This window comes from Deinococcus sp. AB2017081 (assembly GCF_034440735.1).
Classification (GTDB): Bacteria; Deinococcota; Deinococci; order Deinococcales; family Deinococcaceae; genus Deinococcus; species Deinococcus rufus.
Genome location: NZ_CP140098.1, coordinates 1,217,828 through 1,230,927, shown reverse-complemented (window position 1 = coordinate 1,230,927; position 13,100 = coordinate 1,217,828). Strand labels below are relative to the sequence as shown.

Sequence of the window (13,100 nt, the reverse complement as noted above, 5' to 3'; positions counted from 1 at the left end):
CGCTCCCTGAACCCGGCACGCGCCATACTGGAGCCATGACCGCCCAGTGGCACGGGATGACGTGGCTCAACCCGCCCCCCCACGCGGAGGGCCATCCCGAGACCGGGCTGGTGGTGCAGACCGCCCCCGGCTCGGATTTCTGGTGCCACACGCAGTACGGCTTCGTGCGCGACTCCGGCCACGCGCTGCTGCGCCCCGCCCCACGGGAGTGGACGGCCACGGTGACGGTGGCCGGCGAGTACCGCCACCTCTACGACCAGGCGGGCCTGATGCTGCGCACAGATGGCGAGCGCTGGATGAAGCTGGGCGTGGAATTCGTGGGCCGCCAGCAGTGGAGCGCGGTGGTCACCCACGGCGTCTCGGACTGGAGCGTGCAGCCGGCCAGCGACCACGCGGCTGTCACCTGCCGCTGCGTCCGTCGGGACGACGCGCTGATCCTGCACGCGCGGCCCGGCCCCGGCGAGCCCTGGACGCTGCTGCGCGTGGCCCCGTTCCCGCCCGCGCTGGACGCCCGAGTGGGCGTGATGGCGTGCAGCCCCGGCGACGCCGGCTTCCGCGTGACCTTCTCGGACTTCGTGCTGGAGGACGTCGATCGGCGTCCCCTGCACGACCTGGCCCGGCCATGAGGAGGGCCCTGCGGTGGCCCCGCAACTCCCGGAAACAGTGTCCGCTGCGGTGGCGGGCGGGGGGACGCTGATGCAGGTGAGCGTGGCGGCGCGGCAGCGGGGCGTGTGGGCGTGGTTCCCGCTGCTGTGGCTGGCGTTCCTGGCGTACCCGCTGATCGGCTTCTTCGACCATCCGCGCCCGGCCGGCGAGTGGCTGCGGTTCTGGGCCGTGCTGGCGGGCTTTGTCGCGGTGTACGCGCGGGTGTTCTTCGTGCGGCCGCCGGAGCACGCGGCCCGGTGGGCGGTGGCCGGGTGGGCGTACGCGCTCGCGGCGTATTTCGTGCTGCTCCCCGTGATCGGCGGCACGGCCACGGCCTTCCTCATCTACGGGGGCAGCATCATCGGCTTTCAGGCGCGGGTCGCGGTGGCGCTGTGGCTGGCCTTCCTGAACGTGGCGATCATGGTGGTGCCGTTCTGGGACGGGCGCTACGCGCTGGAGGATCTGGCGTGGCTCGCGCCGAACATGGTCTTCACCCTGGTCGCCGCGTATGCCAACCACGCCTCGTACCGCCGCAACGTCGCCGACGCGCGGCTCGTGCAGGTGCAGGCCGAGAAGGAGAAGCTCGCCGCCGACGCCGAGCGCGAACGCATTGCCCGCGATCTGCACGACCTGCTGGGCCACACCCTGAGTGTGATCGTGCTGAAGAGCGAACTGGCGGGCAAGCTGGCCGAGCGCGATCCGGCCCGCGCCGCCGCCGAGATCCGCGAGGTCGAGCGCATTTCACGGGACGCGCTGTCGGAAGTCCGGTCGGCGGTCAGCGGCTACCGGGGCAGCGGCCTGGGGGCCGAACTGGCCCGCGCCAAGGTCGCCCTGGACACGGCGGGCGTGAAGCTGAGCGTCACGGAGGCCCTGCCGACCCTGCCGCCCCGCGCGGAGCAGGCGGCCGCCATGCTGCTGCGCGAGGCGATCACGAACGTCGTCCGGCACGCCCACGCCCGCGCGGTCGACGTCACCCTCACCCCGCACGGGCGCGGGTGGCGGCTCGTCGTGCACGACGACGGCATCGGCGGCGCGGGCCCCGAGGGCAGCGGCCTGACCGGCATGCGCGAGCGCCTGCGCGCCATCGGCGGCACCCTGGAACGGAGCGGCGCGGGCGGCACCACCCTGACCGCCACGCTCCCCGGCGAGGATCGCAGCACGCCGGAGACAGGACTGGTGACAGCGTGAAGGGGTGTCGAGAGCAGACAGCAGAGGACAGAGGGCCAGCAGCGGTCTGCTGTCAGCCCTCTGCCCTCTGCCATCAGCGCGCCCGGAGGGCGCTGTGATCCGCGTGCTCCTCGCCGAGGATCAGGCGCTCGTGCTGGGGGCCCTGAGTGCGCTGCTGTCACTGGAGGACGATCTGGAGGTCGTGGGCGGGGCACCGGACGGCGAGGCGGCGTGGGAGACGGTGCAGGCGCTGAAGCCCGATGTGCTGGTCACGGACATCGAGATGCCGCGCCTGAGCGGGCTTGATCTCGCGGCGCGGGTGGCGCGGGAGCTGCCGGGCACGAAAGTCGTGATCGTCACGACCTTCGGGCGCAGCGGCTACCTGCGCCGGGCGCTGGATGTCGGCGCACGCGGCTACCTGCTCAAGGACGCACCCGCCAGCGAACTCGCGGACGCGATCCGGCGCGTGCACGCTGGGGGCCGCGCCATCGACCCGAAGCTCGCCGCCGAAGCCTGGGGCGACAGCGATCCTCTGACCGACCGCGAGCGGCAGGTGCTGCGCGAGGCCGAGGGCGGAGCGAGCACGGCCGCCATTGCCGCCGCCCTGAAGCTCTCGGAGGGCACCGTGCGCAACTACCTGTCGGAAGCCATCGGGAAGCTGGGGGCAGAGAACCGGGTGGAGGCGGCGAGAACGGCGCGGGAGAAGGGCTGGCTGTAGAGTCGCGCCCTGCAAACCTGCTCACCCCGATCCCGTACAGTGAATCCCCATGACGGCCACCGGGGTCGAGACGACACGGGTGCGGGCCGCCCTGGAGCTGGGGCGGCCCGCCGAGGCGCTGCGGCTGCTCTCGCCCCTGCTGGCCTCCGATCCTGACAACGCCGCGCTGTGGACGCTGCTCAGCGAGGCGCACCACGACGCGGAGGCGTACCCGCAGGCCCTCGAGGCGGCCGTGCGGGCCGTGAGAGCCGATCCGCACAGCGGTCAGGCGCAGTTCTTCCTGGCGCTGGGCGTGTGGAATACCCACGTGCTGGGACGCAATCCGCGCTGGGGGGCGGCCCGCCGGCACGCCCGGCAGGCGCAGGACGCGCTGCGGTCGGCCATCGCGCTCACGCCGTTCCACCCCGGCTATAGGGTCACCCTGGCCCAGCTCGTGCTGCAGACCGGGGGCACGGCCGAGGCCCGGACGCTGCTCACGCGGGCGCTGGAACTGCACCCGCACTCCACCCCCGCCCTGGTCACGCTGGCGGAACTGGCCCTGAAGCGCCGGGACGCGCCGGAGGCCGAGCGGCTGGCCCGGCAGGTGCTGGCGCTGGAACCGCAGTCCGTGCCGGGCCTGGGCACGCTGGCGTGGGCGCAGCTGCGGCAGAATGATCCCCACACGGCGCTGCGCACCGCCCTGGACGCCGTGCGGCTGGCCCCGGGCGACCCGGCGGCCCGCGCATACTTCTCGGCGCTGAGCCACGCCTACCTGCCCCGCCCGCTGGCGCGCGGCAGCTGGACGTGGCGGCTGGCGATGATCCCGCAGGCCGGCATCGCGCTCATTCCCGTGATGGCCGTGGGCCTGACCACCCGGAACGTGTGGCGGTACCGCCGCCTGCCGCCGGAGCTGCGGGCGGCGGTGGCCCTCGTGCGCCCCATGCGCCGCGAGGTCGGCGTGACCGTGTGCGTCCTGGGCATCGTCGTGCTGGGGGTCGTGGGGCTGCTGGACACGCGGCTGGCCGGGCCCGCCGGTCTCCTCATCAGCGTCCTGATGCTGGGGCTGGTCGCCTTCCTGATCGTCGGCGCGGTGCGGGGCATCCGGCTGCGCCGCCGGTAATCCGGAACCCGGAACGCTACAGTGGCCGGACATGAGGACGCGCCCATGACCGACGACGCCGTGATCAGCGGGCTGGAGGCGGCCGTGCAGGCCAGTCCGGAGAACCACGCCCTGCGCCTGCACCTGACGTCGCTGCTGCTCCAGGCGCACCGCGCTGCCGACGCCCTGGCGCACGCCACGGCCGTGCTCGCGGCCCAGCCGGCCCACCTGGAGGCCCTGCGGCTGGCCGCGTGGTCGGCCGAGGAGGCCGGCGACACGGCGCGGGCGACCGGCTACCAGCAGCTGCACAACGCCCTGACCGGCGTGCAGGTGCCCCCCGTTCCCCCACCGGAGCATCCCACCAGTCCGTACGCCGTGGTCGGCACCCCACGCACTGAGCCCCTCCGGGCCCATGCGCAACCGGCCCCGCCGGAACCGTCGGAGCTGCTGGAGACGGGCCTGCCCCGCGTGACCTTCGCGGACGTGGCGGGCATGGCGGAGGTCAAGCAGCGGCTGGAACGCGCCCTGCTGGCCCCCATGCGCAATCCCGAACTGACGCGCCTGTACGGCAAGTCCCTGCGCGGCGGCCTGCTGATGTACGGCCCGCCCGGGTGCGGCAAGACGTACATCGCGCGGGCCGTGGCGGGCGAGCTGGACGCGCGGTTCCTGTCGGTGGGGCTGTCGGAGATCCTCGACATGTACATCGGGCAGAGCGAGCGCAACCTGCACGCGGTCTTCGAGGAGGCCCGCCGCCGCGCGCCGTGCGTGCTGTTCCTCGACGAGATCGACGCCCTGGGCCGCCGCCGCAGCCAGATGCGCCACAGCGGCGCGAACGTGGTGAACCAGCTGCTGGCCGAGCTGGACGGGGCCACGACCTCCAACGACGGCGTGTTCGTGCTGGCCGCCACCAACAGCCCGTGGGACGTCGATCCGGCCCTGCGCCGCCCCGGCCGGTTCGACCGTACCGTGCTGGTCGTGCCGCCCGACACCGAGGCCCGCCGCGCCCTGCTCGACCTGCACCTGCGCGGCCGCCTGCACGAGGGCCTGGACACGGCCGACGTGGCCGCCCGCACCGACGGCTACTCGGGGGCCGACCTCGCCCACGTGGTCGACTCGGCGGCGGAACTGGCGCTGGAGGACTCGATCCGCAGCGGCACCGCCCGCCCGATCGGCCCGAAGGACGTCGCGCGGGTGCTCCGCGACGTGAAGCCCAGCACCGGCCCGTGGTTCGAGACCGCCCGCAACGTCGCGCAGTTCGCGAACGAGGGCGGGGCCTACGACGATCTGGTGGCGTACATGCGGAGCCGCCGGTTGTTGTGAGCGCGGCGGCCCGGTCGGCAGGCCCTATTCGTCCCGGCGCGTGAAGACCATCAGCGTCGCTCCGGCGAGCGCGCCCACCGCGCCGAGGATCAGCGGCAGGTCGTGGCCGGCCAGGAACGCGCGGGCGGCGAGGGTCAGGCCCACGGCGCTCAGGGCGACAGTGAGCACGAGCATGCGGCCGGTCACGCCATGGCCGGCCACCTGAGCGCCCCAGCCCACGCCACCTGCGATCAGGCAGACCGCGCCGACGTAGCCCAGCAGGTGCGTGTCCATGCGGGCAGGATACCGGCCGGCACCATCGGCCTGACGTGCATCCGGTACCCTGGCACGCATGACGCGCACCCCCGACACCGTGAAGCTCGCCGTCGTGCAGATGCACGTCACGGATCAACTGGACGACAACGTGGCCCGCGCCGAGGCCCACGTGCACGACGCCGCCCGGCAGGGCGCGAACGTCATCCTGCTGCCGGAGCTGTTCGAGAACCTGTACTTCTGTCAGGTGGAGCGCGAAGACTACTTCGTGCTCGCGCACCCGCAGGAGAACCATCCGTTCATCGGGCGCTTCCAGAATCTCGCGCGGGAGCTGGGCGTGGTGCTGCCGCTGAGCTACTTCGAGGCGGCGGGGCAGGCGCACTACAACTCGCTGGTGTGCATCGACGCCGACGGAAGCGTGCTCGGCAACTACCGCAAGACCCACATCCCCGACGGCCCTGGCTACGAGGAGAAGTACTACTTCAACCCCGGCGACACCGGCTTCAAGGTCTGGCCGACCCGCTTCGGGCGCGTGGGCGTGGGCATCTGCTGGGATCAGTGGTACCCGGAGACGGCCCGCGTGATGATGCTCCAGGGCGCGGATTTCCTGCTGTACCCCACCGCCATCGGCTCGGAACCGGCCGAGGTCGAGTCGCCGAACAGCCACCACATGTGGCAGCGCGCAATGGTCGGGCACGCCGTGAGCAACAGCACCTACGTGGGCGCAGCGAACCGCATCGGGACGGAGGTCGTGGGCGGCCTGTCGCAGACGTACTACGGGCACAGCTTTATCAGCGACTACACCGGGGAACTGGTGGCCGAATTCGGCGACACCGAGGAAGGCCCCCTGCTGCACGACCTGAACCTGACCGAGGCCCGGAAGTTCCGCGCCGGCATGGGCTTCTTCCGCGACCGCCGGCCGGAACTGTACGGCCCCCTGCTGACGACGGACGGGGTCACGCGGCGGGGCTGAACACAGATAAGAACGCCCGCCCCGGTCAAGCCGGTGGCGGGCGTTCTCCTGGACGGCTTACCTCAGCCCGTTGGCCACCGCTTTCGCAAGTGTGCCCACGCTGTCGTCGCCGTCCAGCGACCACGCCATCGCGCCGCCCAGGCCCTTCGATTTGATGTACGCCATCTTCGCGGCGATGACGGCCTCGTCGTCGTAGCTCCAGAAGTTCGTGCCGTCGTACTTCCACATCTGCCCGGTGGTGGCGTTGCGGAAGACGGTGCCGGGGGCGTTCTTCAGCACCTTGAAGTCCTCGATACCGGCCTCGTAGGTGCCCCGGGCGGGGCCGCTGGCGCTCTGGTACAGGCCGTTGTTGGCGCTGGGCACACCCGTCCAGCCGCGCCCGTAGAACGGTACACCGATCACGATCTTGTTCGCAGGCATGCCGGCGGCCAGGAAGGCGTTCACGGCGGTATCGACCGAGTAGGTCTTGGCAGGTGCCGTGCCGGGGCCGTTCGGATCGGTATACAGGTTGCTGTGGAAGTTGGTGGGGCCGGTCGCGTCCCACGCGCCCCGGAAGTCGTAGGTCATGATGTTCACCCAGTCCACGGCGCTCCGGTAGCCGGCCGGATCCTGATTGGAGATCTTGTCCGGGCCGCCGGGCGCGGCGATGGTCAGCAGCAGACCGGGGCGCACCGCGTCGAGCTGGCGGCGGAATTCCTGCAGCAGCAGCGTGAAGTTCTGCCTGTCCGCGGCGCTGACGGTGTTGTACGCCAGGCCGCCGCCACCGGGGTATTCCCAGTCGATGTCGATGCCATCGAACACACCTGCCCCCGCGCCCACGCCGCCTGCACCGTCGGACGACACGGGCAGGTTGCCCCTGATGTACAGGTCGATGCAGGAGCTGACCAGCGCCTGGCGCGACGCCGCAGTGCTGGCCGCCGCACTGAAGTACCGGCTCCACGTCCACCCACCCAGCGAGATGAGCGTCTTCAGGTTCGGGTACTTGGCCTTGAGCTTCTTGAGCTGGTTGAAGTTGCCCTTCAGCGGCTGGCTCCACACGTCGGCCACGCCGTCCACGCTGGTCGCGGCGTCAAAGGACTTGCCGTAGTCGGCAAAGCCGTCGCCACCGTCGCCGTTGCCGCTCTCGGCGCGGGTCACGATGTCGCACTTGTAGGTGCCGCCCGCGTTGTACACGTTACCGAAGGCGTAGTTGATGTGGGTCAGGGTGGCGGCGGTGCCGCTGGTGTCGATGTTCTTGACCTGGTAATTGCGGCCGTAGATGCCCCACTGCGCGAAGTACGCGATGCGCTTGTACCCGCTGGTGGGCGGCGGCGTGGTGGTGATGTTGACGGTGACCGACGCGGCGGCGCTGACCCTGCTGTTGCCAGCGGCGTCAAAAGCCTTGGCGGTGTAGCTGCGCGTGCCATTGTTCGCGCTGGTCACAGCCTCGGTGGCGCTGTAGGGCGCGGTGGTGTCGGTGCCCAGCAGGGTGGCGCCCTGGTAGAACTCGACCTTCGTGACGCCCACATTGTCGCTGGCCGTCGCACTCAGCGTGACGTTCCCGGCCGCCGTGACGCTGCTGGGGCTGGCCGTGACGCTGACCGAGGGCGCGGTGGTGTCGCCGCTGCCGGCGATGTTGACCGTCACGCTGGCTGCCGCGCTGGCCTTGGTATTGCCGGCAGCGTCGAAGGCTTTCGCGGTGTAGCTGCGGGTGCCATTGTTGGCCGCAGTCAGCGAGACCGCCTGGGTATACGGAGCGCTGGTGTCGGTGCCCAGCAGCGTGGTGCCGTCGTAGAACTCCACCTTCGTCACGCCCACGTTGTCGCTGGCGGTGGCCGTCAGGGTGATGGTCGAGGCGGTCGTGACGTTGCTGGCGCTGCTGCTCACGCTGACCGTGGGCGCAGTCGTGTCGCCGCCGCCGCTGTCGCAGGTGCCGCCGGCCTTCCACAGGCTGGGCGTGTCCCTGGGGTTCCAGCCGGTGCCCGCATACGCCGTGTGGGTCTGAATGGCGGTGTAGGTGATGCCCAGGTATGTGACCACCTGGCCCACCGTGTAGGTCGGGCCTTCCGTCCACGCGCTACACACGGCCTGGGCCTGAAGCGTCGCGCCGACCTGCGGCGATTCCCCGCAGGCTCCCAGGGCCAGCGACAGGGCAAGCAGGGCGGTCAGTCGGACGGCGGTCTTCTCCATACCTCACCTCGGGGGTCGAGTGGAAACGTCGTGACGTGGCGTGGGCGATGCACTCAGATGTGAACTGGAAGGACTGCCGCATCATGCGGAATAATTTTCAGATTGTCAACATTCGATGGTGATTTTTTTCATAGGGTGTGATGGATGCCGTCCGGAGCGGAGGTCGGGCCCGTCCGTCGCACTGAAGGCGCAGGGGCCATCTCCCTCTGTCAGGTCGGGTGCTGCCGGATTTCAGGCCCTGTCGCTCGTTCCGCTGCCCCCCCGCGCCCGTCCGCGCCACCCGGCACTGCCGTCAGGGCAGCCCCGGAGCCTCCCCGGGCCCGCCCGTTCCACCCCTGTTGAAAATTAATCCCCGATTCCGCCCGCTGTTGACAAAAATAATTTTCAGGGTTTAAGATACCTCCACAGCGTTCACATCGACCCCCGTTTTCCGCTCCCCTGCCCTGGAGGGCCCATGAGTCAGACGGTTCCCAGGCCTGCGCCCACGCAGGGCGTCATCAGCCGCATCCGCCTTCACTCGCACGGCCTGTCGCCGTCGCTGCAACGGGTGGCCGAGCACGTCGTCACGCACGCCGAGACGGTCGTGCACCAGACCATCACCGAACTCGCCACGTCCGTCGGTGTGGGCGAGGCGACCATCACGCGGCTGTGCCACAAGCTGGACTTCGCAGGCTTCCACGCCTTCAAGATCGCCCTGGCCTCCGACGTCGCGGGCCGCGAATCCAGCGCCCCCGCGCATCCCGGCGACCTCGCCGGGCAGGCCGCGCAGGTGGTCAAGCAGACCTGCCGCACGCTGGAGGACACCGGCCGCCTGCTCGACCCCCTGGTCATGGAGGACGTGGCCGCCGCGCTGGCCCGCGCCCCCCGCGTGGATCTCACGGGGCAGGGCAACTCGGGCCTCGTCGCGCAGCTGTTCGCGCACCGGCTGCTGCGGATCGGGATCTCGGCCACCGCGTACACCGATCCGCACCAGTCGGCGGTCAGCATCTCGACCCTGCCGCGTGGCGGCGTGGTCATCGCCCTGTCCAGCTCCGGCAGCACCATCGACACCGTGCAGCACCTGCGCCTGGCGCAGAGCCACGGCCACTACACCGTTGCCATCACGCACCGCGCCAGCTCGCCCATCACCCGCTACGCGAAGGCAGTGCTGTTCACGTCCACACAGGAGGAACCCCTGACGGATTCCGTGCTGGACACGCTCGCCTCGCAGACGCTGGTGCTGGAGGTGCTGTACGCCGCCCTGCTCGCCCGCCGCCCGGAGGCCGCTGCCATGCTGCGCGTGACCGCCGAGAGCGTCGTCGAGAAGAAGTACTGAGGCCACGCTCCATGCCCCCACCCCGCGCCGCACCCCGGCCTGAAAACGTTTTCGATTCCGCCGGCCCTCCGCCCCTTTCCCGCAAGGAGACCACCATGAAGCGCACCCTGACTGTCCTGACCCTCGCCCTCGGCCTCTCCGCCGCCGCCTCTGCCCAGGCCCAGACCACCGTGACCTTCTGGACGTGGTACCTGAGCCCCAAGTTCGACGGCTACATCAAGGACACCATCGCCGCGTTCGAGAAGGCCAACCCCGGCATCAAGGTCAACTGGGCCGACAAGCAGGACTCGATGGTGCAGGACTTCATCAGCAGCGTGAACCTCGGCAACGCGCCGGACGTCGTGAACCTGAACATCGACGAGACGCAGAAGGCCGCCCAGAACGGCTTCCTGCGCGCCGCCAGCGACCTGACCAGCCCCGCCACCCTGAAGGCCACCTTCTACCCGCAGAGCCTCGCCAACTTCACGTCCGGCGGCAAGGTCTACGCGTACCCGTGGTACGGCTGGCTGAACGAGGGCGTGCTGCTGTACAACCCGGATCTGTTCAAGAAGGCCGGCCTGACCCGCGCCCCGCGCACCACCAGCGAACTCATCGCCAACGCGAAGACCATCAAGGACAAGACCGGCGCGTACGCGTGGGTGCCCGCCCTGAAAGACCCCAACACCGCGTCGTTCCTGGGCTACTTCTACGCCGAGGGCCTGCCCATCTACGCCGCCGACGGCAAGGCCGCCTTCAACACGGCTGCCCACGCCGCGCTGCTCCAGCAGTTCGTCGACCTGTACAAGGGTGGCTACGTCCCCGAGGACGCCGTGCGCCGTGAGGCCTTCCAGCTCGCCACCGAGCTGTACGCCCAGAACCGCGTGGCCATGATCGTCGGCGGCCCCCAGGCGCTGACGCGCATCAAGGACACCAACCCGAACCTGTACGCCAGCACGGTCGTCACCGGCGCTCCCCTGGGCAAGGCGAACGTCCAGACCGGCGGCAGCATGGCCCTGGTCGTCCCCACCGCCAGCAAGAACCCCGCCGCCGCCGCGAAGCTCGCCGCGTTCTTCACCAACAACGCCAACCAGCTCGCCTTCGCCAAGGTGGTTCCGGTCGTGCCCACCACCGCCGGTGCCCAGAGCAGCACGCAGTTCAAGACCACCAGCACCGACCCCGTCGCCAAGGCCACGGCCCTGGTCGGCGCGTCGGGCCGGTACATCAACCCCGGGTACAAGGCGCCGGGCAACAGCGACGACCTGTACAAGAACTTCAACGACAACATCGAGGCCGCGCTGCTCGGCAAGAAGACCGCCCAGCAGGCGCTGACGGACTCGGTGACGTACTGGAACGCGAACATGAAGAAGTGACGGCAAGGCGTGGGGCGCGCCGCGCGAGTGTCCGCCACCCCGCCTGACGTGAACTGGAGGCCCGCCTGACGACTGGGCGGGCCTCTAAGCTAAACAGAGACGCTATTTGAGTTGCTTTGTCATGGATGCACTGGCCCGGTTAACCCCTCAGTCCGCTACGCGGCCAGCTCCCCTTGAGGGGAGCCAATGATGTGCTCGTTGCCTCCCCTTGAGGGGAGGTGCCCCGCAGGGGCGGGCTCGTAGAGCTGCGCAGCAGAGGGGTTCGCCCGCCGCACCACCGCCCAATCCCCCCAAAGGAGTTTCCATCCATGCGAGTCCACTGGCGGCAGACGCTGATGTCGTATACCTTCCTGGCCCCGGCGCTGGTGCTGCTGGCGGTGTTCACGTTCTACCCGCTGGTGTACGGCGCGTACCTGGGCTTCACGGAGTACACGGGGGCGCGCTTCGCGCAGGGGCTGGGGCCGAAGTTCACGGGCCTGGACAACTTCCGCACGCTGGCCGGCGATCCGCTGTTCCACACGGCGATCTGGAATTCGGTGCGGTACCTGCTGGTGGTGCCGATCCTGCAGCTGGCGTCGCTGGCGGTGGCCGTACTCGTGAACAGGGAGCTGCCGGGCATGACGTGGTTCCGCGCGGCGTACTACGTGCCGGTGGTGACGTCCGTGTCGCTGGCGGCGGTGATGTTCGAGTGGATCTTCAACCGCGAGGGCGTCCTGAACTGGGTGCTGACGTCCCTGCACCTCACGACCTCGCAGCAGGCGGTGGGGTGGCTGAACTCCGAGACGTGGGCGTTCTTCGCGGTCATGCTGGTGACGTTCTGGCGCGGCTTCGGGTACTACATGGTGCTGTACCTGGCGGGCCTCCAGACGATCCCGCAGGAGCTGGAGGAGGCCGCGGTGCTGGACGGCGCGAACGCGTGGCAGCGCTTCTGGCGGGTGACGGTGCCGCTGATGCGCCCGACCATCCTGCTGTGCACGCTGCTGTCGACGATCGCCGCGCTGCGGGTGCTGGAGGAGGTGCTGGTGCTGACGAACGGCGGGCCGCTGAACTCCACGTACACGGCGCTGATGTACGTGTACGCCAAGGCCTTCCAGGGCTTCGACTTCAACTACGGGCTGGCGAGCGCGGCGGGACTGGTCGTGGCGGTGGTGGCGCTGGTCATCTCGGCCGTGAACTTCCGGCTGTTCCGCACGGATGACGTCGCGGAGGGCGCGTGAGCGCCGTGAGCCGCCCGCGCCCGGCCGTGCAGGCCCGCCCGCGCGTGAGCTGGCGGCGGCCCGCGCGACTGGCCGTGCGCTACGTGCTGCTGGTCGCCATCCTGATCTTCGCGATCTTCCCGTTCGTGTGGACGCTGGCGATCGCCCTGACGGACAAGCGGGCGGGCGTGTCCATCTACGCGTTCCCGGCGAGCCTGTGGCCGCGGCAGGTCACGCTGCACAACTTCGTGGACGTGTTCAACACCTTCCACCTGGGCGCGTACCTGTGGAACTCGGTGTCCATCACGCTCATGACCGTGGTGGGCACGCTGGTCGTGTCGTCGCTGGCCGCGTACCCGCTGGCGCGCTTCCGCTTTCCCGGGCGGAACGTGATCTTCACGGCGATCGTGGCGACGCTGGTGCTGCCCAGCGAGACGAACTTCATCGTGAACACGCTGACCCTCAAGGGGATGCACCTGCTCGGCACGCACCTGGGCGTGGTCGTGCCGACCATCGCGGGGGCCTTCGGGATCTTCCTGATGCGGCAGGCATTCCTGGCGATCCCCACCGCCCTGATGGAGGCCGCGCGGCTCGACGGGGCGTCGGAGCTGACCATCCTGACGCGGATCATGCTGCCGCTCACGCGCCCGAGCCTCGCGGCGCTGGGGATCTTCACGCTGGTCACCACGTGGAACGCGTACTTCTGGCCGATGGTCGTGCTGTCCGGCGCGCCGGAGAAGGTGCCGCTGAGCGTGGCGGTGCTGAAGCTCAAGGGGCAGTTCAACTACGATCCCTTCAACATCGCCGCCGGGTCGCTGTTCATGATGCTGCCGGTGCTGGTCGTGTTCCTGCTCGCGCAGCGGCTGTTCCTGCGCGGCATGGAAGGAGCGGTCAAGTGAGCGGGCCTTCCGGTGAGCC

At 70.1% G+C, this 13,100-nt stretch carries 12 protein-coding genes; 10 read left to right on the top strand and 2 right to left on the bottom strand.

Going from position 1 to position 13,100, the window contains the following annotated elements; all coding sequences use genetic code 11:
- The first annotated feature begins 35 nt into the window (after positions 1–35).
- From U2P90_RS06015 to U2P90_RS05995, 5 genes are all read left to right on the top strand, one after another.
- Complete coding sequence (locus U2P90_RS06015; RefSeq protein WP_322474203.1) at positions 36–626, top strand: DUF1349 domain-containing protein; 591 nt, start codon at positions 36–38, stop codon at positions 624–626.
- A 13-nt stretch (positions 627–639) separates the two neighbouring features.
- A complete protein-coding gene (locus tag U2P90_RS06010; RefSeq protein ID WP_322474202.1) occupies positions 640–1,833 on the top strand; it encodes a sensor histidine kinase in 1,194 nt (397 codons plus the stop codon).
- Between the two features lie 94 nt (positions 1,834–1,927).
- On the top strand, positions 1,928–2,530 hold the full coding sequence (locus U2P90_RS06005; RefSeq protein ID WP_322474201.1) for a response regulator transcription factor: 603 nt from the start codon (positions 1,928–1,930) through the stop codon (positions 2,528–2,530).
- 49 nt (positions 2,531–2,579) lie between these two features.
- Positions 2,580–3,629: a tetratricopeptide repeat protein gene (locus tag U2P90_RS06000; RefSeq protein WP_322474200.1), complete on the top strand. Its 1,050-nt coding sequence runs from the start codon at positions 2,580–2,582 to the stop codon at positions 3,627–3,629.
- A gap of 45 nt (positions 3,630–3,674) precedes the next feature.
- Positions 3,675–4,928 carry an ATP-binding protein gene (locus U2P90_RS05995; protein ID WP_322474199.1) on the top strand — a complete coding sequence of 418 codons (1,254 nt, stop codon included), beginning with the start codon at positions 3,675–3,677 and terminating at the stop codon, positions 4,926–4,928.
- A gap of 24 nt (positions 4,929–4,952) precedes the next feature.
- On the opposite strand, the gene U2P90_RS05990 is transcribed toward U2P90_RS05995, so the two are convergent.
- Positions 4,953–5,201, bottom strand: a complete 249-nt coding sequence (locus U2P90_RS05990; protein WP_295816739.1) for a hypothetical protein — start codon at positions 5,199–5,201, stop codon at positions 4,953–4,955.
- A gap of 58 nt (positions 5,202–5,259) precedes the next feature.
- Here U2P90_RS05990 and aguB point away from each other — a divergent pair, with 58 nt between their 5' ends.
- Positions 5,260–6,153, top strand: a complete 894-nt coding sequence (gene aguB, locus U2P90_RS05985; RefSeq protein WP_322474198.1) for an N-carbamoylputrescine amidase — start codon at positions 5,260–5,262, stop codon at positions 6,151–6,153.
- A gap of 57 nt (positions 6,154–6,210) precedes the next feature.
- On the opposite strand, the gene U2P90_RS05980 is transcribed toward aguB, so the two are convergent.
- Complete coding sequence (locus U2P90_RS05980; protein WP_322474197.1) at positions 6,211–8,322, bottom strand: glycosyl hydrolase family 18 protein; 2,112 nt, start codon at positions 8,320–8,322, stop codon at positions 6,211–6,213.
- 454 nt (positions 8,323–8,776) lie between these two features.
- Here U2P90_RS05980 and U2P90_RS05975 point away from each other — a divergent pair, with 454 nt between their 5' ends.
- The 4 genes from U2P90_RS05975 (at position 8,777) to U2P90_RS05960 (ending at position 13,081) form a co-directional block, all read left to right on the top strand.
- Entirely contained in the window at positions 8,777–9,637 is an 861-nt protein-coding gene (locus U2P90_RS05975) for a MurR/RpiR family transcriptional regulator (protein ID WP_295816735.1), read from the top strand.
- Between the two features lie 95 nt (positions 9,638–9,732).
- On the top strand, positions 9,733–10,986 hold the full coding sequence (locus U2P90_RS05970; RefSeq protein WP_295816733.1) for an extracellular solute-binding protein: 1,254 nt from the start codon (positions 9,733–9,735) through the stop codon (positions 10,984–10,986).
- A 308-nt stretch (positions 10,987–11,294) separates the two neighbouring features.
- Positions 11,295–12,203: a carbohydrate ABC transporter permease gene (locus tag U2P90_RS05965; RefSeq protein ID WP_295816731.1), complete on the top strand. Its 909-nt coding sequence runs from the start codon at positions 11,295–11,297 to the stop codon at positions 12,201–12,203.
- Positions 12,200–13,081 (top strand): carbohydrate ABC transporter permease, encoded by an 882-nt coding sequence (locus U2P90_RS05960; protein ID WP_322474196.1) that lies wholly within the window; start codon positions 12,200–12,202, stop codon positions 13,079–13,081. Before U2P90_RS05965 ends, U2P90_RS05960 begins: the two co-directional genes overlap by 4 nt.
- Positions 13,082–13,100 lie beyond the last annotated feature (19 nt).